General features: G+C 42.9%; 16 protein-coding genes, 1 tRNA gene and 1 pseudogene. 6 read left to right on the forward strand and 12 right to left on the reverse strand.

Features of this window, described 5'->3' with window-relative positions:
- Window positions 1-526 precede the first annotated feature (526 nt).
- Together rho and trxA are read right to left on the reverse strand one after the other, a co-directional pair.
- Window positions 527-1,786, reverse strand: coding sequence for a transcription termination factor Rho (gene rho / locus PR833_RS08885; protein ID WP_004915469.1), 1,260 nt, complete (start codon window positions 1,784-1,786; stop codon window positions 527-529).
- Between the two features lie 681 nt (window positions 1,787-2,467).
- Window positions 2,468-2,794, reverse strand: coding sequence for a thioredoxin TrxA (gene trxA / locus PR833_RS08890; RefSeq protein ID WP_004915462.1), 327 nt, complete (start codon window positions 2,792-2,794; stop codon window positions 2,468-2,470).
- Window positions 2,795-2,911: 117 nt separating this feature from the next.
- Here trxA and rhlB point away from each other — a divergent pair, with 117 nt between their 5' ends.
- Together rhlB and gppA are read left to right on the forward strand one after the other, a co-directional pair.
- On the forward strand, window positions 2,912-4,198 hold the full coding sequence (gene rhlB, locus PR833_RS08895; RefSeq protein ID WP_004915459.1) for an ATP-dependent RNA helicase RhlB: 1,287 nt from the start codon (window positions 2,912-2,914) through the stop codon (window positions 4,196-4,198).
- A gap of 11 nt (window positions 4,199-4,209) precedes the next feature.
- Complete coding sequence (gene gppA, locus PR833_RS08900) at window positions 4,210-5,715, forward strand: guanosine-5'-triphosphate,3'-diphosphate diphosphatase (RefSeq protein WP_272526036.1); 1,506 nt, start codon at window positions 4,210-4,212, stop codon at window positions 5,713-5,715.
- Between the two features lie 46 nt (window positions 5,716-5,761).
- Here gppA and rep read toward each other — a convergent pair whose 3' ends face one another.
- Entirely contained in the window at window positions 5,762-7,783 is a 2,022-nt protein-coding gene (gene rep / locus PR833_RS08905; RefSeq protein ID WP_004915452.1) for a DNA helicase Rep, read from the reverse strand.
- A gap of 262 nt (window positions 7,784-8,045) precedes the next feature.
- On the reverse strand, window positions 8,046-9,521 hold the full coding sequence (gene ilvC, locus PR833_RS08910; protein ID WP_014657279.1) for a ketol-acid reductoisomerase: 1,476 nt from the start codon (window positions 9,519-9,521) through the stop codon (window positions 8,046-8,048).
- Window positions 9,522-9,699: 178 nt separating this feature from the next.
- Here ilvC and ilvY point away from each other — a divergent pair, with 178 nt between their 5' ends.
- On the forward strand, window positions 9,700-10,596 hold the full coding sequence (gene ilvY / locus PR833_RS08915) for an HTH-type transcriptional activator IlvY (RefSeq protein WP_004915447.1): 897 nt from the start codon (window positions 9,700-9,702) through the stop codon (window positions 10,594-10,596).
- Here the strand turns inward: ilvY and ilvA are convergent.
- The 6 genes from ilvA to ilvL all read right to left on the reverse strand — a co-directional run bounded on the left by ilvA (window position 10,588) and on the right by ilvL (window position 17,170).
- Window positions 10,588-12,162, reverse strand: a complete 1,575-nt coding sequence (ilvA, locus tag PR833_RS08920; RefSeq protein ID WP_171831062.1) for a threonine ammonia-lyase, biosynthetic — start codon at window positions 12,160-12,162, stop codon at window positions 10,588-10,590. The genes ilvY and ilvA overlap by 9 nt on opposite strands.
- A gap of 5 nt (window positions 12,163-12,167) precedes the next feature.
- Entirely contained in the window at window positions 12,168-14,018 is a 1,851-nt protein-coding gene (ilvD, locus tag PR833_RS08925; protein WP_014657278.1) for a dihydroxy-acid dehydratase, read from the reverse strand.
- A gap of 65 nt (window positions 14,019-14,083) precedes the next feature.
- The gene (locus tag PR833_RS08930) at window positions 14,084-15,010 is read right to left on the reverse strand and encodes a branched-chain amino acid transaminase (RefSeq protein WP_004915437.1); all 927 of its coding nucleotides are present in this window, start codon (window positions 15,008-15,010) and stop codon (window positions 14,084-14,086) included.
- A gap of 12 nt (window positions 15,011-15,022) precedes the next feature.
- Window positions 15,023-15,292, reverse strand: a complete 270-nt coding sequence (ilvM, locus tag PR833_RS08935; RefSeq protein WP_004915433.1) for an acetolactate synthase 2 small subunit — start codon at window positions 15,290-15,292, stop codon at window positions 15,023-15,025.
- Window positions 15,289-16,935: an acetolactate synthase 2 catalytic subunit gene (gene ilvG / locus PR833_RS08940; RefSeq protein ID WP_004915430.1), complete on the reverse strand. Its 1,647-nt coding sequence runs from the start codon at window positions 16,933-16,935 to the stop codon at window positions 15,289-15,291. The genes ilvM and ilvG overlap by 4 nt, the downstream gene beginning before the upstream one ends.
- A gap of 133 nt (window positions 16,936-17,068) precedes the next feature.
- Window positions 17,069-17,170, reverse strand: coding sequence for an ilv operon leader peptide (ilvL, locus tag PR833_RS08945; protein WP_071599630.1), 102 nt, complete (start codon window positions 17,168-17,170; stop codon window positions 17,069-17,071).
- A gap of 479 nt (window positions 17,171-17,649) precedes the next feature.
- Here ilvL and PR833_RS08950 point away from each other — a divergent pair, with 479 nt between their 5' ends.
- Window positions 17,650-19,176 (forward strand): YifB family Mg chelatase-like AAA ATPase, encoded by a 1,527-nt coding sequence (locus PR833_RS08950; RefSeq protein ID WP_004915428.1) that lies wholly within the window; start codon window positions 17,650-17,652, stop codon window positions 19,174-19,176.
- A gap of 184 nt (window positions 19,177-19,360) precedes the next feature.
- Here the strand turns inward: PR833_RS08950 and PR833_RS08955 are convergent, their stop codons facing one another.
- The gene (locus tag PR833_RS08955; RefSeq protein WP_004915426.1) at window positions 19,361-19,699 is read right to left on the reverse strand and encodes a DUF413 domain-containing protein; all 339 of its coding nucleotides are present in this window, start codon (window positions 19,697-19,699) and stop codon (window positions 19,361-19,363) included.
- A 111-nt stretch (window positions 19,700-19,810) separates the two neighbouring features.
- Between PR833_RS08955 and hdfR the strand changes: the two genes are divergently transcribed.
- Together hdfR and PR833_RS08965 are read left to right on the forward strand one after the other, a co-directional pair.
- Window positions 19,811-20,656 (forward strand): HTH-type transcriptional regulator HdfR, encoded by an 846-nt coding sequence (gene hdfR, locus PR833_RS08960; RefSeq protein WP_004915423.1) that lies wholly within the window; start codon window positions 19,811-19,813, stop codon window positions 20,654-20,656.
- Between the two features lie 240 nt (window positions 20,657-20,896).
- A pseudogene (locus PR833_RS08965) lies at window positions 20,897-21,691 on the forward strand (transposase).
- A gap of 142 nt (window positions 21,692-21,833) precedes the next feature.
- Here PR833_RS08965 and PR833_RS08970 read toward each other — a convergent pair.
- Window positions 21,834-21,909, reverse strand: a tRNA-Trp gene (locus PR833_RS08970).
- Between the last annotated feature and the right edge of the window lie 3 nt (window positions 21,910-21,912).

A 21,912-nucleotide genomic window follows, 5' to 3' on the forward strand; every position in this document is an offset into this window, starting at 1 on the left:
TTATTAACGGATTTTATACTTAATGAAAGCAAGATGCATGCCATAAAGAACAATGCTTCTCTATGATTATAATTTTAGGCTGTTTTTCGTTTAATAAATGAACCTTTCCCAACCAATCAGAAAATGCCATTACGTAAATGATATCGTCATTAAATAAATACATGAAATACATGTATTAACTTAAAACAGTCAAACTTTGAATAAAACAATAAATCTATTTCATCCAACAAATTGATTTTCCATTTTGTAGCGACAAAAATCCAATATAAAAAGTACTATTTTTTATATAATTACTATTCTATTACCGTGAATGGCATCTCAATATTATAAATTGTTATCATCCAATGGTGAGTAAGTTGAATTTATATAAAAACATAACTTAAATTTAATTTACATAACAAATAAATAACAGAGCTATATAATAAGAAATAATTTCGATATTCATCAGAAAAATCAGTAAAAAAATAAAAAAGCGCTGTCAAAAATTGACAGCGCTTTTTAAATTTAACAATTAGGAAGTTAGCAATTATGCTCTTTTCATAAAGTCGAAAAATTCTTCGTTCGTTTTCGTCATTGCTAATTTACTAATGAGGAATTCCATTGCATCGATCTCACCCATAGGATGAATGATCTTACGTAAAATCCACATTTTTTGTAATTCATCTTGTGAAGTTAACAGCTCTTCTTTACGTGTACCTGAACGGTTATAGTCAATCGCAGGGAAAACACGTTTTTCAGCGATCTTACGAGACAGGTGTAGTTCCATGTTACCTGTACCTTTAAACTCTTCGTAAATCACTTCGTCCATTTTGGAGCCTGTGTCGACGAGCGCTGTTGCAATAATGGTTAAACTACCACCTTCTTCAACGTTACGTGCTGCACCAAAGAAACGCTTCGGACGGTGTAACGCATTCGCATCCACACCACCTGTTAAGACTTTACCTGATGAAGGAACAACAGTGTTATACGCTCGCGCAAGACGAGTAATAGAATCAAGTAAAATGATAACGTCTTTTTTATGTTCAACTAAGCGTTTAGCTTTTTCAATCACCATTTCGGCGACTTGAACGTGACGTGCTGCTGGCTCATCAAACGTTGAAGCGATTACTTCACCTTTAACTAGGCGTTGCATTTCGGTAACTTCTTCTGGACGCTCATCAATAAGCAGAACCATCAAAACACAATCAGGGTAGTTATGTGCAATGTTAGCCGCGATATTTTGCAGCAACATGGTTTTACCTGCTTTTGGTGGAGCAACGATCAAACCACGTTGCCCACGGCCGATAGGCGCAGCTAAATCCAAAACACGCGCGGTTAAATCTTCTGTAGAACCGTTTCCACGTTCCATACGAAGACGATTGTTAGCATGTAATGGGGTTAAGTTTTCAAAGAGAATTTTGCTGCGGGCATTTTCAGGTTTATCAAAGTTAACTTCATTAACTTTCAATAGGGCAAAATAGCGTTCACCTTCTTTAGGAGGACGGATTTTTCCTGAAATTGTATCGCCTGTGCGAAGGTTGAAGCGGCGAATTTGGCTGGGAGAAACGTAGATATCATCGGGGCCTGCGAGGTAGGAACTGTCTGCTGAACGGAGGAAACCAAATCCATCCTGCAATATTTCCAGAACGCCATCGCCGAAGATATCCTCCCCGCTTTTAGCATGCTGCTTCAAAATCGAGAAGATAATATCCTGCTTTCTCATACGGGCTAAGTTTTCTAGCCCCATGTTTTCGCCTAATGTAATCAATTCTGATACTGGCGTATTTTTTAATTCGGTAAGATTCATAATGGTGGGTTCTTTAACTCGGGGTAATTCTCGAACTATGAACGTAAATTGAAGACAACTATATATAAGCTATATAAGTGCCAGTTTAACTTTATAACGCCCTGTTGATAGTTACAAACATCAACGGCTCAACAACGCGTAAAAATTCTTGCGCTTGTTATTGCTAAGACTGCGCTAACATATCGCGGCGATTCATCGGAATGATGTGCGGCTTATTATTAGAAACACAAACAATATTAGCAATAGTTTTTTGTGCATTTAAGGCAACATCTATCCCAATATCGCAAATTTACAGCTTTCAAAGCACTAAAACGCAAAACTCATGCCCTGAAACCCATCCCTAACTAGAACGCCTTCATACGGCTAATCCATATCTATCTTGAATTGATATTGTCAATTTACCACGAATGAAATGATTGAATGCGGCTAGCGCGACAACTCAATTTTCAAATTGATAATTCCAGAAATCAACACATTATCAGCCCTAGATCACAATATATGAACCACAACTGAACTGACAAACCAGATATTTATGATAAGAGCAACGGATTATAAAGTAATTCTTTCGGGTGCAATATGGGGATTGCCGATAACTTACCATGCTTCATTGAGGACGTCTAGCGGTGCGCCCTATAAAATAGATGTACCGCTAAACGTTTTACCTTAAACAACAACTATAACTTACAGATTTTCGTCCAAAAATTCTTTTAACTGAATTTTAGAGAAGATGCCCACTTTTGTTGCTACGACATTGCCATTTTTGAATAATAGGAGCGTAGGGATACCACGGATACCATATTTTGGTGCAGTAGCTGGGTTATCATCAATATTCAGTTTTGCGATGGTCAGTTTGCCTGTATATTCTTCAACAACTTCATCAAGAATAGGCGCAATCATTTTACAAGGACCACACCATGCAGCCCAGAAATCGACGAGAACAGGTGACGAGGCGTTTAAGACTTCGCTCTCAAAGCTTGCATCAGTTATATGAATAATTTTGTCGCTCATGTTGTACTCCAATGGATCATTTTTGCAGTCTTAGTGTAACATTAATTGGCAGCAGTATGCTTTATTTCAAAAGATACACTTTCGTAAACCAACCGTTAACTGATATTCTACCACACTATGAGTAAAGCACACTTGACAGAAAAGAAGTTTTCCGACTTCGCCTTACACCCCAAAGTCATTGAGGCCCTAAATAAAAAAGGCTTCAATTTTTGCACGCCTATACAGGCGTCTACCCTGCCTTTCACTGTCGAAGGCAAAGATGTTGCGGGGCAAGCGCAAACAGGAACGGGTAAAACGTTAGCATTTTTAACGTCTACATTTCATTATTTACTAACTCACCCTTCGATTGAGGGTAAAAAAGTCAATCAGCCCCGAGCGCTGATTATGGCACCCACCCGTGAACTGGCAGTGCAAATCTACTCAGATGCAAAAGAGCTTGCTGAGTATACGGGTCTAAAAATGGGGTTAGCCTATGGCGGTGATGGCTATGATGAGCAATTAAAGGTGCTACAAAATGGTGTTGATATTCTTATCGGCACAACGGGACGTTTAATTGACTATGCAAAACAAGGTCATATTGACTTAAATGCCGTACAAGTGGTTGTTCTAGATGAAGCTGATCGCATGTACGATCTGGGCTTTATTAAAGATATTCGTTGGTTATTCCGTCGCATGCCTGCGGTAACCGAAAGGTTAAACCTACTCTTTTCAGCTACGCTCTCTTACCGTGTCAGAGAACTTGCTTTTGAACAGATGAATAGCCCTGAATATATTGAAGTCGAGCCGTTACAAAAAACGGGTCACCGTATTAAAGAAGAGCTGTTTTATCCTTCAAATGAAGAGAAAATGCGCTTATTGCAAACGTTGCTTGAAGAAGAGTGGCCAGAGCGTTGTATTATTTTTGCCAATACCAAACATCGTTGCGATGAGATTTGGGCACACCTTGCGGCTGACGGTCATCGTGTAGGGCTACTCACCGGAGATGTTGCTCAGAAGAAACGACTGCGTATTTTAGAAGAGTTTACTCAAGGTAATCTCGATATTTTAGTTGCGACCGATGTCGCTGCTCGCGGGTTACATATTCCTTCTGTTACCCATGTCTTTAACTATGACTTACCTGATGATTGTGAAGACTATGTACACCGCATTGGTCGTACTGGTCGTGCAGGCGAAAGTGGTCATTCAATCAGCCTTGCTTGTGAAGAGTACGCTTTGAATCTACCCGCCATCGAAGAGTACATTCAACATTCGATTCCAGTGAGTAAGTACAACAGCGAAGCGTTATTAACTGACCTTCCTGCTCCGAAACGCCGCCATCGTCCGCGTCCAGGAGGGCCTCGTCGCAATTCAAATTCGCCACGTCGCCATAATGGCCCACGTAACAACCATAAACGTTCAGGCTGAGTAATAACGATATGCTGAAATCTTCTTCTCTCTATGCAGCAATTGATTTAGGTTCGAACAGTTTTCATATGCTGATCGTTCGTGAAGTTGCAGGCAGTATTCAAATTATTTCGAGAGTAAAACGCAAAGTGCGCCTAGCCGCTGGTTTAGATGGCAATAATATGCTGTCAGAACAAGCTATGGAGCGCGGTTGGCAATGTTTGAGGCTCTTTTCAGAGCACTTACAAGATATCCCTAGCGCTCAAATCCGTGTCGTCGCGACTGCAACATTGCGGCTGGCTAAAAATGCCGATGTTTTTGTGCAAAAAGCCAGTGAAATTCTAGGTAATACCGTCAAAGTTATTCAAGGAGAAGAAGAGGCGCGCTTAATTTACCAAGGCGTTGCTCACACAACCGGAGGCCCCGATCAGCGTTTAGTCGTTGATATTGGGGGAGGTAGTACCGAGCTGGTTACAGGTATCGGTGCCAAAGCCACTCAGCTATTTAGCCTTGAAATGGGTTGCGTCACTTGGCTAGAAAAATATTTTAGTGATCGCACACTCACCGAGGAGAATTTTACTCAAGCGGAGTTAGCCGCCCACGCGGTGATTGCCCCTATTGCGGATACCTTAAAAAATCATGGTTGGAAAATTTGTGTTGGTGCATCAGGCACCGTTCAAGCCATCCAAGAAATCATGATCGCGCAAGGCATGGATGAGCTGATCACCTTAGATAAGCTACAACAGCTTAAATATAAAGCCATTCAATGCCACAAGCTTGAAGAGTTAGAAATTGAAGGGCTCACCTTTGAGCGAGCGCTGGTATTCCCAAGCGGTCTGTCTATCCTCATCGCTATTTTTAAAGCTTTATCGATTGATAATATGACTTTAGCGGGTGGTGCATTGCGTGAAGGGTTAGTTTACGGCATGCTTGAATTACCCATTGAGCAAGATATTCGCGCTCGTACCTTGCGTATTATTCAGCGTCGCTTTCAAGTCGATATCGAGCAAGCTGCCCGCGTTAGCCAATTAGCAGAGCATTTCTTTTTACAGGTCTCTAAAAATTGGCAGCTAGACCTACGCTGCCGTGATTTGTTATCAAGTGCCTGTGCTTTGCATGAAATCGGTTTAAGCGTTGACTTCCGCAAAGGGCCGGAGCATGCCAGTTACCTTATCACTAACCTTGACCTTCCTGGCTTTACTCCTGCACAAAAGCGCTTACTGGCTGCATTACTCCGCAATCAACACGGGCCTGTTGATCTAGCCACACTCAGTCAACAAAATGCTTTACCCATGCAACAAGCTTATCATTTATGTCGCCTGTTGCGATTAGCTATTCTTTTTGCAAGCCGTCGGCGAGATGATACATTGCCAGCATTACGACTTCATGCAGAGACCCATTCTCTGACGATTGTATTGCCTTACCGCTGGCTCGCAGAGCATCCATTACGAGCAGAAAACTTGCAACAAGAAGTTCAGTGGCAAGGTTATGTTAACTGGCCTTTGAAACTTGAAGAGCGTAATAGCTCCAACAATTAATTTTCCCCCTCACATTCGTTACAGTGAATGTGAGGGGTCATTTCTGCTAGCTTTTCTTATTTAATCCTAAACGAGCCTTAATATCAGCGAGTGCAGATTGTCCTTTTTGCATCCGCTCTTCCGCGGTCACCACTTTTCGTTGCTGTTCCCACTCTAAATCATCTTGCGGCAATTCTAATAAAAAGCGACTTAGCTCAGGGCGGATTAATTCACCGTATTGTCGACGTTCACGGCAATGGCTAAAAAATAGCTCTTTTTGTGCCCGTGTTATTCCAACATAAGCTAACCGCCGCTCTTCATCGATGTTATCCTCATCAATACTACTTTGATGCGGTAACAACCCCTCTTCCATCCCTACTAAAAACACATAAGGGAACTCCAGCCCTTTAGATGCGTGTAATGTCATTAATTGCACTTGATCTGATTCTTCATCATCTTCACCGCGCTCCATCATATCGCGCAGCGTAAAACGCGTTACAACCTGATCTAACGACATAGGATCATTCAAGTCGTCACCTTCAATCATTTCACTCATCCATGTAAACAACTGATTGACGTTTTTCATTCGCATCTCAGCAGCTTTCGTACTTGCCGAAGTTTCATAGAGCCAACTTTCATAGTCCATTTCACGCAGTAAATCACGCACGGCCAATAATGGCTCACGCTCAGACTGTTGAACAATTTTCTCCATCCAACGTGTGAACTGCTGTAGCGCGGTTAATCCTTTGCCTGTTAATGTTTGCTCCAGTCCTAAATCAAAACTAGCTTGATATAAACTTTTACCGCGTTGATTAGCCCATTCACCTAATTTTTGGATCGTTTTTGGCCCAATTTCACGGCGTGGCGTATTTACAATGCGCAAAAAAGCACTGTCATCTTCAGGGTTAGTGATTACTCGCAAATACGCTAATAAATCTTTGATTTCTGGGCGAGAAAAGAATGATGTTCCCCCTGAAATACGGTAAGGAATGCGGTTTTGCATCAACATTTTTTCAAAGATACGCGATTGATGGTTACCGCGATACAAAATGGCATAATCTTTATATTGTGTTTTATTAATAAAGTGATGCGCTATCAATTCACCGATAACTCTTTCAGCTTCATGATCTTCATTATTGGCCGTAATAACCTTAAGTGGTGCTCCATAACCTAGTGTCGAAAATAATTTTTTCTCAAATACGTGGGGGTTATTTGCAATCAAAATATTGGCTGCTTTTAGTATGCGCTCCGATGAACGATAGTTTTGCTCCAACTTAATCACATTTAACTTTGGAAAATCCTGACTCAATAGCACTAAGTTTTGTGGGCGAGCACCACGCCAAGAGTAGATAGATTGGTCATCATCGCCAACTACCGTAAACCGCGCACGCTGACCCACCAGCAATTTAACCAATTGATATTGGCTTGTATTGGTATCCTGATACTCATCCACCAGCAAATAGCGAATTTTTTGTTGCCAACGCTCCCGCACCTCTTCGTTATGGGATAAAAGTAAGGTCGGCTTACTGATCAAATCATCGAAATCCAATACGTTACAGCTTTTTAAATGCAATTCGTAACGACGATAACACTCTGCAAAACGATGCTCTTTCTCACTTCTCACTTTCGCCAACACCTGCTCTGGTGCTAACAGATCATTTTTCCAATTCGAGATCGATGAGATCAGTTGCTGCAAAAGATCTTTATCTTCCTCTAGCAGATCAAAAGTGAGCTCTTTGAGCAATGCCATTTGGTCCTGATCATCAAACAGAGAAAAATTAGCCTTAATACCTAACGCCTTATATTCACGTTTAATGATCTCCAAGCCCAAGGTATGAAATGTAGAGATAATTAACCCTCGAGCTTCTTTCCGCCCCAATGTTTGTGCGACACGCTCTTTCATTTCACGAGCGGCTTTATTGGTAAAGGTGACCGCCGCAATTTGACGTGGTTGATAGCCACATTGGCGGATCAGGTGTGCTATTTTATTCGTTATCACTCGGGTTTTTCCCGAGCCGGCACCAGCCAATACAAGGCATGGGCCATCCACAAATTCAACAGCCTGCTGCTGGCTTGGATTTAATCGCATGGTTTCTCTAGATCAGGTTATTTTCAAAAAGACAGATTGTTGTCGATTGTAGCAGAAAGCACTCGGCGCATAAAAACGGCTAAACCATCATGTATCCATTTAACTGCATATTTCTATCTGTGACGGTCGAGTCTGAAAAACAAAAAAACCGTGTCATTCAGAACAACACGGTTTTCAATACGATATTATTTTATATCTAATATATTTTTCTAAACTATTCGCGTTAAAGGAAAACGGCGAATAGTGCTAGTGTGACGAAAAGTTAGCCACCCACTGAAATGCGTTTCATATCTGTCATATATCCACGCAGCGTCTTACCGATTTTCTCAATTGGGTGGTTACGGATAGCTTCATTAACATCACGCAGTTGTGCATTATCGGTGCCATTATCAGCAACAGGTTTCGCCAAATCTCCCGCTTGCAGTTTGCTCATAAAGTCTTTCAACATTGGCACAGCCGCGAACGAGAACAGGTAGTTACCATATTCCGCCGTATCTGAAATAACCACGTTCATTTCATACAGGCGTTTACGAGCGATAGTATTGGCTATCAGTGGCAGCTCGTGCAGTGACTCGTAATAAGCGGATTCCTCAAGGATCCCAGCTTCCAGCATAGTATCAAACGCCAACTCAACCCCAGCTTTAACCATTGCAACTAACAAAACACCGTGGTCAAAATACTCTTGCTCAGCGATTTTTCCTTCATATTCAGGGTAGTTTTCAAATGGTGTTTTACCGGTTTCTTCACGCCAAGCCAGCAAATTCTTATCATCATTTGCCCAGTCAGCCATCATGGTTTCTGAGAATTTACCAGAAATAATGTCATCCATATGTTTTTGGAACAAAGGAGCCATGATTGTTTTCAGTTGCTCAGACAGTGCAAATGCGCGCAATTTCGCAGGGTTTGACAGACGATCCATCATCAGCGTGATACCACCTTGCTTCAATGCTTCGGTAATTGTTTCCCAACCGAATTGGATTAATTTACCGGCATAGCCTGGCTCAACACCATCAGCAACCATCTTGTCATAACAAAGCAGAGCGCCCGCTTGCAACATACCACACAGGATGGTTTGTTCACCCATCAAGTCAGATTTAACTTCTGCAACGAATGATGACTCCAGTACACCAGCACGATGTCCACCAGTTGCCGCAGCCCATGCTTTCGCAATAGCCAGACCTTCACCTTTAGGGTCATTTTCAGGGTGAACAGCAATCAGCGTTGGCACACCGAAACCACGTTTATACTCTTCGCGAACCTCAGTACCTGGGCACTTTGGAGCAACCATCACAACAGTAATATCTTTACGGATCTCTTCACCTACTTCAACAATGTTAAAGCCGTGCGAGTAACCTAATGCAGCGCCTTGCTTCATCATTGGCTGAACAGCGCGAACGACCGCTGAGTGCTGCTTGTCTGGCGTTAAGTTAATGACCAAATCCGCTTCAGGGATCAATTCTTCATAAGTACCGACTTTAAAACCGTTTTCTGTCGCTTTACGCCATGATGCACGTTTTTCAGCGATCGCTTCAGCACGTAATGCGTAAGCAATATCCAGACCTGAATCACGCATATTTAGGCCTTGGTTTAAACCTTGAGCACCACAACCGACGATGACGATTTTTTTACCTTTCAGGTATCCTGCTTCATCCGCGAACTCTTCGCGCTTCATGAAACGACATTTGCCTAACTGCTCTAACTGCTGACGCAGATTCAAAGTATTAAAATAATTCGCCATTGTCTTACTCCGTTGTTCTGTTGTGTTCGTTATTTCAGGCATCTGCCTGTCGCTTTTCTATTTAGCGTTTATGGTTTTACTATATGCGATGATTCGCATTGCTTAAATTGATATATTAACAATACAATGTTGCATATTATGCAACGCTCTTTTGACTTAACTTAAGGCTGAAACAAAAATGGATATCCGTGATTTAAAGCTATTTCTTCATTTAGCAGAAAGTTGCCATTTTGGTCGAACCTCTAAGGCGATGTATGTCAGTCCATCCACTTTATCGCGGCAAATTCAACGCTTAGAAGAGCAGCTAGGGCATCCACTTTTTATTCGTGATAATCGGTCGGTAAAACTGACCCAAGCGGGTGAGCACCTTAAACAATTTGCTCAACAAACCTTATTACAATATCAACAACTCCAGCATGTCCTTAACCAGCAAAGCCCTTCTCTTACGGGTGAACTGCGCCTTTTTTGCTCTGTCACTGCCGCGTATAGCCACTTGCCACAAATTCTGGATAAATTCCGCGCACTGCATCCACTGGTAGAAATAAAACTCACCACTGGTGATGCGGCCGATGCTGTCGACAAAGTAGAAACCAAGGAAGCTGACCTTGGGATCGCAGGTAAACCAGAACGCCTTCCTGATAATGTAAGGTTTACTAAAATTGGTGAAATCCCATTGGTACTGATCGCCCCCGCACTACCTTGTGCTGTTCGAACCATGGCTACCGAAGAGCAGCCCGACTGGAATGCGATCCCGTTTATTCTGCCTGAACACGGACCATCACGAAAACGTATCGAACTCTGGTTTCGCCGTCATCACATCAATAATCCCGTGATCTATGCAACTGTCTCAGGCCATGAAGCTATCGTGTCAATGGTCGCACTCGGCTGTGGTATTGCCTTGATACCAAGCGTCGTTGTTGATAACAGCCCTGAGCCAGTTCGCAGCCGTATATTACAACTCGACAATATTTCGCTGGTTGAACCCTTTGAGCTAGGCGTTTGCTCGCTTAGCAAACGCCTAAGTGAACCACTCATCAAATCATTTTGGCAATTGTTGCCCGACCACTCAATCTAATGTTTGCGGTGAGCTTTGGGGGGCTAAAAAGAACCTAAATGACGGGTTCCCTGTTTCATCATGATATTCATAACCTAGCGCATCAAGGTGCCTATCGAAACGCACCTCAGGACCTGATAACTCAAACGCCGCTAACACACGACCATAATCAGTGCCATGGCTACGATAATGGAACAGTGTAATATTCCAATACGTCCCCAGAGTCTCTAAGAATTTTAACAATGCCCCCGGTGATTCTGGGAACTCAAAACTATAAAGGCGCTCCTCCAATGGCTTCGATGGTCGACCACCAATCATATAACGTACATGTAATTTCGCCATTTCATCATCGGATAGGTCGGCAACTTCATAGCCATGTTGTTGCAACTCTTGAATAATTTCACTTCGTTCGTTTTCGCCACCGCTTAACCTCACCCCCACAAAGATACAAGCACGGTCAGGATCTGCATCGGTATAACGATAATTAAACTCCGTGACTGCACGATGGCCTAATAACTGGCAGAAACGCAAAAAGCTGCCTTTTTGTTCAGGGATCGTGACCGCAAGAAGTGCCTCCCGTTGCTCACCAATTTCGCATCGCTCTGAAACATAACGCAGGCCATGGAAATTCATATTTGCACCGGATAAAACATGTGCAAGACGCTCGCCTTTAATGTTGTGCAGTTGCACATATTTTTTTAAGCCTGCTAGTGCTAATGCTCCAGATGGCTCAGCAATCGCACGCACATCCTCAAAAATATCTTTCAACGCCGCACAAATCGCGTCACTGTCTACGGTGATCACATCATCCACATATTTTTGGCAAAGACGGAATGTTTCATCGCCAATACGCTTCACCGCAACGCCTTCAGCAAATAAGCCAACTCGAGGCAAGTCAACCGGATGCCCCGCTGCCAATGCGGCTTTCAAACATGCCGCGTCTTCGGCTTCAACGCCGATAATTTTAATCTCAGGCATCAATTGCTTGATCAGAACCGCTACGCCAGCAATCAGGCCACCACCACCGACGGGGACAAAAATGCGATCAAGATGCGCATCTTGCTGTAACAACTCCAATGCTATTGTGGCTTGCCCTGCAATCACAGAAGGGTGATCAAAAGGGGGAACAAAGGTGTACCCCTCATTTGTCGCCATTTCGATGGCTTTGGCTTTCGCTTCATCAAAATTTGCCCCATGCAAAATGGCTTCACCACCGAAATTACGTACCGCGTCGACCTTAATATCTGCGGTTGCCACAGGCATGACAATCTTTGCTTTCACGCCAACACGACTGGCCGATAATGCAACGCCTTGTGCATGGTTCCCCGCAGAAGCGGTAACCACACCTTTCGCTTTTTGTTCATCGGTCAATCCAGCAATCATGGCGTAAGCACCACGCAACTTAAAGCTATGAACAGGCTGCCTATCTTCACGTTTAACTAAAATCGTATTTCCCATGCGAGCAGACACTTTTCTCATCTCTTGCAATGGGGTGACCTGAGCCACTTCATAAACCGGCGCACTGAGCGCCGCTTTTAAATAATCAGCACCCGTAGGTGCAGAGGGTAATGGTTTTGCAGCAGCCACCGTCATTAGCCTCCCAGCTTAGATTTATCGCGTACAGCGCCCTTATCTGCACTCGTTGCAAGAGATGCGTAGGCACGCAATGCAAAAGAGACCTCACGCTGACGATTACGTGGCGTATACGCTTTATCACCACGCGCCAATTCCGCTTCTCGGCGTTTATTCAGCTCATTATCATCAACATCAAGTGCTATCGTTCTCTTTGGAATATCGATATCAATAATGTCGCCATCTTGTACCAATGCCAACAATCCACCACTAGCGGCTTCAGGTGAAATATGACCAATGGATAACCCGGAGCTTCCTCCTGAGAAGCGGCCATCTGTAATGAGCGCACAGGTTTTCCCTAATCCCATTGATTTAAGGTATGAGGTTGGGTACAACATTTCTTGCATGCCTGGGCCACCTTTCGGGCCTTCATAGCGAATAACAACCACATCCCCTTCAACAACCTTACCGCCTAAAATGGCTTCTACAGCATCATCTTGGCTTTCATAAACCTTCGCAGGCCCACGGAAAGTTAAACTACCTTCATCAACACCTGCGGTTTTCACAATACAGCCATCTTCCGCGATGTTCCCCGCAAGTACCGCTAAGCCCCCATCTAAACTGTAGGCGTGCTCTATATTACGGATACAGCCATTTTCACGGTCAGTATCGAGAGAAGGCCAGCGACAGTTTTGCGAAAAGGCTTGTGTTGTTCGAATACCCGCAGGCCCCGCTGAAAACATCGACTTAACGGCTTCATCTTGCGTCAACATCACATCATATTGCTCAAGTGTCTGCTTAAGTGTCAGGCCTAAAATATTTTTAACATTATGCTGTAGCAGGCCTGCTCGGCTTAACTCACCTAAAATACCAATAACACCACCAGCACGATGAACATCTTCCATATGATATTTTTGGGTGCTCGGCGCAACTTTACATAAATGCGGAACTTTGCGTGACAAACGGTCAATATCTGCCATTGTGAAATCAACATCGGCTTCTTGAGCCGCTGCTAACAGGTGTAAAACCGTATTGGTTGACCCCCCCATCGCAATATCCAATGTCATCGCATTTTCAAAAGCGGATTTATTAGCGATATTACGCGGCAATGCACTTTCATCATCTTGCTCATAATAGCGCTTAGTTAATTCAACAATACGCTTACCAGCATTGATGAATAACGCTTTACGGTCAGCATGGGTCGCAAGTAATGACCCATTTCCTGGTTGCGATAACCCTAATGCTTCGGTTAAACAGTTCATTGAGTTAGCGGTAAACATACCTGAGCAAGAGCCGCATGTTGGGCAAGCAGAGCGTTCAATTTGTTCGCTGTCCGCATCGCTTACATTAGGGTTCGCGCCTTGGATCATCGCATCCACTAAGTCTAACTTGATAATTTGATCTGAAAGCTTGGTTTTCCCAGCTTCCATAGGACCACCTGAAACAAAAATAACAGGGATATTTAGGCGTAATGATGCCATTAACATACCCGGTGTGATTTTGTCACAGTTAGAGATACATACCATGGCATCTGCACAGTGTGCATTCACCATATATTCGACTGAATCTGCAATTAACTCACGGGAAGGTAAGGAATAAAGCATCCCGCCATGCCCCATTGCAATGCCATCATCGACAGCGATTGTATTAAACTCTTTAGCGACACCCCCTGCCGCTTCGATCTGCTCAGCGACAAGTTTGCCAAGGTCACGCAAATGCACATGGCCCGGTACAAATTGTGTAAATGAGTTAACAACTGCGATAATCGGTTTTCCAAAATCAGCATCGGTCATACCGGTGGCACGCCATAATGCACGTGCGCCTGCCATATTACGGCCATGGGTGGTGGTTGCTGAACGGTACTTCGGCATATCTTTACTCCCGTGTTTTAAAACAGGCGGGGAACGACCGCCTGTAAATCTGTCTGTATTTGTTATTAAGGGTTAACTGGATCTAACCAACCCCATTTATCTTCTGTTGTACCATCAAACAAACCAAAGAAGGCTTGCTGGATCTTTTTGGTCATAGGGCCACAGCGACCAATACCCACTTGAATGCCATCCACACTACGTACTGGCGTGATTTCAGCTGCGGTTCCGGTCATAAACACTTCATCAGCAAGGTATAAAGACTCACGTGATAAGGTTTGTTCACGAACTTCAATGCCCATATCCTTCGCTAACGTTAAAATCGCATCACGAGTGATCCCCGGCAGTGCAGAAGATGTGAATGGTGGTGTAAATAAAATGCCATCTTTCACTTCAAAAATATTTTCACCAGCCCCTTCAGATAAATAACCATTAACATCTAATGCAATTCCCTCTTGATAGCCATGACGACGTGCTTCACTGCCAACAAGTAGCGACGATAAATAGTTACCACCCGCTTTTGCTCCAGTAGGAATGGTATTTGCTGCAACGCGGTTCCATGAGGAAACCATAGCATCAATTCCTTGATCTAAAGCTTCTTCGCCTAAATAGGCTCCCCATGGGAAAGCCGCCATGATGACATCTGTTTTATAACCATCTGGAGGATTAACCCCCATACCAACATCACCAATAAAGACTAATGGACGAATATAGGCACTGACTAAGTTATTTTTACGTAACGTTTCACGGCATGCTTCCATCAGCTCATCAACGCTATAGCTGACAGGCATACGGTAGATTTTTGCAGAATCACGCAAACGCTGCATGTGCTCACGATGGCGGAAAACAACAGGCCCCTTGTGAGAATCATAGCAACGGACGCCTTCAAATACCGATGTACCATAATGCAAAGCATGAGACATAACGTGTACTTTTGCATCGGCCCATGGCGTCATTTCACCGTTAAACCAAATATAGTCAGCTTTCTTAGTCATTTTATTTATTCCTTACATTGCACTTTGTGTGCGTAATAGTCGTGATTCTTGTTCTCTTATTTCAACTTCCGAAACATCAGACAGCTTAGTTAACTGAGCATATAACTGAGCTAATGGACGCTGGCTGTTCACGGTCATTTCGATATTTACATTATCACCATCCGGCATATGATCCATAGTCATCGAACTGATTTGGAATCCACGATGGCGAGTCACCCGTAATATACGCTCTAAAACCTCAGGACGGAAACGGGCCAGTATTGCGAGTTGATGTTGCATCATAACGGTTTCTCCATCATTTTTTCATTGCTCGCCCCTGGTGGAACCAACGGCCAGACGTTTTCTAATTCATTTATTGAGACCTGTAACAGATAAGCGCCTTCACTGTTGAGTAACTCATCAAGCGCTGCGTCAACTTCAGATTTTGAGGTAATGCGTCGCCCTGGGATATCAAAAGCCCGAGCCAAAGCCACAAAATCAGGGTTATCGGTTAAAATCGTTTCGCTATAACGCTGTTCAAAAAACAGCTCTTGCCACTGACGAACCATGCCTAACCGCTGGTTATCTAACAATAAAATTTTAACGGGTAGTTGTTTACGTTTAATGGTGCCAAGCTCTTGTACATTCATCATGAAAGAACCATCTCCAGAGACACAAACCACAGTGTCTTCCGGACGAGCCACTTGTGCGCCAATCGCGGCTGGAATACCAAAGCCCATGGTTCCCAAACCACTAGAAGTAATAAAATCTTCAGGTGCATCAACCGCGATATGTTGGGCCGACCACATTTGATGCTGCCCAACATCTGTCGTGATAACCGTATTTGCCTTCATACGATCAGACAGTTGCTTTAACAGCAAAGGGGCGTAGATAGCATCACCGGGATGATCGTAACGCCAGCTAAACTCATGCTTTAGTTGCCGTACCTCTTCCTGCCAAGATGAAATCGTTTTTTCCATCATCAACTCAGGTAATAACGCTTTAGCATCACCTAATAAAGCGACGTGAGTTTGACGCAATTTATCTAATTCAACATGGTCGATATCGATATGAATGACTTTGGCATTTGGCGCGAATGTATTTAACTTACCTGTCACACGGTCATCAAAGCGAGCGCCCACGGCTATCAATAAATCACAACGCTGCACCGCGAAGTTTGCCGCCTTAGTACCATGCATCCCCAGCATTCCGAGATAATATGGCTCCGAAGGTGCAACTGCGCCTAGCCCTTTTAAAGTTGTCACAGAAGGAATGCCCGTGTAATCAATAAAACGTCTTAGCTCGGCAACCGCACCTGACATCCCAACGCCACCACCGATATATAACATTGGTTTTTGCGACTGTTTGAGTAACTCTCTTGCCTCAGCAACCTCATGTGACTGGATAGGTAAATCCTGTTCAACAGGCATTAAAAACGGCGCAAGATCTGCCTGCTGCAGTTGAATATCTTTCGGAATATCAATCAGTACAGGTCCTGGGCGACCACTATTTGCGATTGCGAAAGCTTCAGCAACAATGCGAGGCAGGTCTTCAAGGGATTCCACTAAAAAACTGTGCTTAGTACAGGCCAGAGATAAACCCAAAACATCGATTTCTTGGAAAGCGTCAGTGCCAATAAATTCCGAACTCACTTGCCCCGTGATAGCCACAACAGGCACAGAATCTAACAAAGCATCCGCTAACCCAGTGATTAAATTCGTCGCTCCCGGCCCTGATGTCGCAATACAAACCCCTGTTTTTGACGTCGAGCGAGCATAACCAATCGCGGCAATAACCGCCCCTTGCTCATGGCGACACAACAGATGCTCAACCCCGCCATCATACAGCGCGTCATACACTGGCATGATAGCGCCTCCCGGATAGCCAAAAACAGTCTCCACTCCCTGCGTCCGCAATGCTTGAACTAACCACTGTGCCCCATTCATGCTTTTCTCCTGTCTTCCAATTAATTTATCTATTTGTATTTATTTTGTTTTTTTAGGTTTGATGATGTTGCTAAACTTTACGTCAAAAAAAACCCCGCGCCTTTCGGTGCGGGGTTCTCGTGAGATCTGGCTACTAATTTAGCCTTCGTCGTCCAAGTGCAGCCCCGCACGGTGGGATAATAATCACCACCACGCTGATAATAATTAGGCTAATCACTCGGAAAAATGCGTTCATCGGTTCTGTCTTTCGCTGTATTATTCGTTATCTATATTAAAGAGGTATCATTTTAAAATTACTTTGACAACTTTTATTTTAAATTTTTATTATCAAAAAATATATTTCAATATAAATCAGATAGATAAAAAACAAACAGAATAAATAACTAGTGTTTTATAGAATTTACAGCAAATACATATAGCGAAGCCATTATACGCAGCCTGATATTCCAACAAGCAAGCGTAGTATTGATGATATTAATTTTAATTTACACCTCATCTTTAAAAAAATTCCTTCTCAATTAATTTCTATTATCTATAAATTAATATCATATAACATATTAATTAATAATAGTTTTACGACCACCTTCGCAAAAATTTAATCCGTGGCAAATATTTTACATTTAAGTTTCCCTTCCCACTCTCATCCTTAAAAAGAGCCATTGAAACGGCTCTTTATTCAACAGAATATTACTCTGTTTATTCAAGGGAGGAGATATGGCATTAGCAATTGTGTATACAAGAGCATCGATAGGAATGAATGCGCCACTGGTTACTGTTGAAGCACATATTAGTAATGGGCTACCTGGATTGACACTTGTAGGTTTACCTGAAACGGCTGTAAAAGAATCGAGAGATAGAGTACGGAGCGCATTATTAAACAGCGGTTTTGAATTCCCTGCAAAAAAAATGACGATTAACTTAGCCCCTGCCGATCTCCCGAAAGAAGGGGGACGTTACGATCTTGCGATAGCAATCGCTATCTTAGCGTCATCAGGCCAAGTGCCTACAAAAATACTTCATCAGTATGAATTTCTCGGTGAACTCGCTTTGTCTGGTCATATTCGCCATGTAAATGGTGCTATCCCTGCCGCACTCGCGGCATTAACACAAAAAAGGCAACTCGTTCTTTCATCTGAAAATCAATATGAGCTGAATTTATTACCTGATAATAGTGTTAAGTTTGCAGGAACATTATTAGAACTTTGTCATTTTTTATACGAGAAAATGACATTATCAGGTAATTTCCATCCGACCGAAATCCCTGAGCCCCCCATTTGCGACGGGAATATTAGCGATATTATTGGACAAGAGCAGGGAAAAAGAGCGTTAGAGATCTGTGCAAGTGGTGGGCACAACTTATTGTTATTAGGCCCTCCTGGCACAGGAAAAACGATGCTAGCAAGTCGCCTAAAAACATTACTACCGTCCCTAACGCCACAGGAAGCCCTAGAAGTCGCCTCTATACATAGCCTATGCCATTCAAGCGATTTAACTTCTCCTTGGCCTCCTAGGCCCTTTAGAGCTCCTCACCATAGCGCGTCAATGGCAGCACTCATTGGTGGAGGGAGCCTTCCTAAACCCGGTGAAATATCATTAGCCCATAATGGCATTTTATTTCTGGATGAATTGCCTGAGTTTAGCCGCTCTGTACTTGACGCATTACGTGAGCCACTTGAATCAAGGCAAGTTATTATTTCCCGCGCTAAAGCAAAAGTGTGTTTCCCAGCCAACTTTCAACTCATCGCCGCACTGAACCCAAGCCCTACAGGCCAATATCAAGGTGATTACTGCCGAAGCTCCTCCACGAAAATCTTACGCTACTTATCACGCGTTTCAGGTCCTTTTCTTGATCGATTTGATCTGTCTATTGAAATACCGCTGCTTCCGTTGGGTACACTCAGTCATCAACAGTATCAAAGCGAAAATAGTGAGCAAATCCGCGCTAGAGTCATACTTGCAAGAGAGATACAAATGAAAAGAATGGGGAAACTCAATAGCCAATTAACCGCCAGAGAAACGACAAACCTATGCCAACTCACATCCAAAGATTCACTTTTTTTGGAGCATGCCTTAAACAAACTTGGGTTATCGATACGTGCTTGGCATCGCATTTTAAGAGTCGCTCGAACTATTGCCGACTTACAAAATACCAATAATATCGAAAAACCCCATCTTCTCGAAGCTCTCGGTTATAGAGCGATGGATAAGTTATTGCTTCATTTGCAAAAACAAGTAAGCTGAGTAGCTGGAGAGGTGGTGAATGAGAGTGGCATAAGCGTACACTCTAAATGAATTTACGGTGATGTAGCAGCGCTTATTACACTGGCCTCATAGAGAGATTTAGAAAGTCAGCTTCGTTACTTTACGTGACTATAACGCATATAAGTTAAGGGGCCTGTAAGCCCCTCTAAATATATTGATGATATTAATCGTCTGTATCTGTATAGTCATCCGAAGGGTCTATCTGAGGCTTACCGCCAGAGAGAGTATGGAAGCGTTTCGGACGATTTATGCGGCTAGAATATTTCGCCCACACTTTTTCTTCAGGAGTTACAGGTTCCCTTTCGCCGCGGCAAACCGCAACGAAAAGTTTTTCTTCGTCGGTTTGTGCTGCACGTTTGCCGGAATCAAGCTCAGAAAAAGCTTGGCCATGGCGCTCGAGTAACTGAGCTTCCTTGATGGTAAAATCACCATGACGAGAAAAGCCACGTGGGTAATGTTTATTGTCAAAAAAACGATTAGTCGTGATGAAGCTTTCTGCCATCTGACACACTCCTAACTTATTACTGTCAACTCTTTATGGCGCGGAGTATTAGACAGCATTGACAATCTGTAAAACAAAACATTTAAATCATCACGACAAAAATTATTGGAGATGTATGTGGATACTGAGTTATTAAAAACATTTTTGGAAGTCAGTAGAACCAGACACTTCGGCCGAGCCGCGGAATCACTCTATTTAACGCAATCAGCTGTCAGTTTTCGCATCCGGCAACTCGAAACACAGCTCGGTACAAACCTATTCACGCGACACCGCAATAATATTAGGCTAACGGCTGCTGGGGAGCGCTTAGTTCCTTACGCTGAATCCTTAATGAATACATGGCTACAAGCCAAAAAAGAGATCTCCCATGCTTCACAGCATACTGAATTGTCGATAGGTGCTACCGCATCATTATGGGAAGGCTACCTTACCGATTGGATGCAATCACTGTATGAACAGCATGATGAATTACGTTTAGAGGCGAGAGTTTCGACTCGGCAGTCACTGGTGAAACAACTGCATTCGAGAGAGCTAGATTTATTAATTGCTACTGAACCGCCAAAAATGGATGAATTCGAAAGCACCATCATAGGCACTATTGAGCTTCAATTAATGGCCTCACAAAAAAATATCGCTTTAACAAATTATAATTATATCAAATTAGAGTGGAGTGCCGATTTTCAACCTCAAAATGACGCAAGCCTTACGCCCGATGATTCGCCAGTTATGATCACGACATCTGCACACATTGCTCGTCAATTACTGCCTGTATCACTTTCTGCCGCGTTTTTACCGTCTCACTGGAGTATTCAGTACCCTGGACTCAAAACGCTCTCAGAGACCGTAATTACAAAACCACTCTACGCCGTCTGGTTACAAAAGAACGATCAACAAGCATTGATTAATCAATTAATAAAAACCCCCATTAAAAACGCACAATTAGCCCCTACGTCATAACTGATTAACTACTTATCAGTTTTAACTACGCTCGATAATACTGTCGGGCGTTTTTTCTTATCAGCCTCTTTAATTTAGCCTCTTACGCATAATAATCTCTCATACGACAGGGCTATTTCAGTTCAAGCCAATAACTTAACCTGAACTCGAGATAAGAAAAATAAAAAAGAAGGGAACGAAAAGTAGGTTCGGTGATCAGATCTTTCGACCAAAAAATCATTGTTCACCAAGGAATCCACTATGCATAATTTAGTTGACTTATTTTGTCACATCGATGATTTTGCAAATTTTTCATCCCACAATGGCAAAAATACTTGATTGAAAGTGGTAAAGGTCAGCGGCTACACCAAACAAGAATGACAAGCAGTGGAATTATGACCATCATCATTGCATTCCCTATGTCTCATCATCGTGATTTGAAGCATTTTTATATTGGGTTCATTGTGGTATACCACAAAAAAGACTTTCCAACCTTATTGAGCTACACGCGTTTTTTTGACGTCATATCGAAGGGTTGAGTGCCATTACGTTCCTTCTTTACCCATCTAAAAGGTCAACCAACAGGTATCGAGTTTATTACCAGTATTAAAGTGTGCCACAACCTACGGATCCCAAAACATCGGTTTTTTAAAAACTCGGCGGCCAGAGGAAAAGAGACGATAGAATGGTTCTACGGTTTCAAGCAGCACATCATCGTTAACCATCTTGATGAGATTGTTGCCGCGGAACTTACATCAGCAAAGCATTAACTGAAGATTTAAAGATGGAAGGAATAACATTGGTTACAGGACAACGCAAAAATATGAAGCCAAAATTATTAGTGGCCTGAGATAGAGCGATGATCGCTAATCGATTCATTATTGAAACAATTAATGATCAGCTAAAAAATATTACGCAGATTGAACATTCTCACCATCGTAGTTTGCATGGATTCATGTTGAATTCACTGGGCGGTTTTACCTATTGTTTGAAACCGAAAAAGTCATCCTGAATATTTCAAATGTCGAGAAAACAGGGCTTCAAATAATGGCTTAAACCGATCTCTAGTTAACTTAGAAATAACAGGAATAGGTCGCAAATTTAGGTAGGAATTATCGATTTTTGCATAAAGAAAAACCCGATTAAAGTAATCGGGTTATCAATAAGATACTTCTTTTGTTTTTACTTAATTGGTAACTGGCAGGGGCGGAGAGGCTCGAACTCCCAACACCCGGTTTTGGAGACCGGTGCTCTACCAATTGAACTACGCCCCTAAA

This window comes from Providencia sp. PROV189 (genome assembly GCF_028480065.1).
Classification (GTDB): domain Bacteria; phylum Pseudomonadota; class Gammaproteobacteria; order Enterobacterales; family Enterobacteriaceae; genus Providencia; species Providencia stuartii.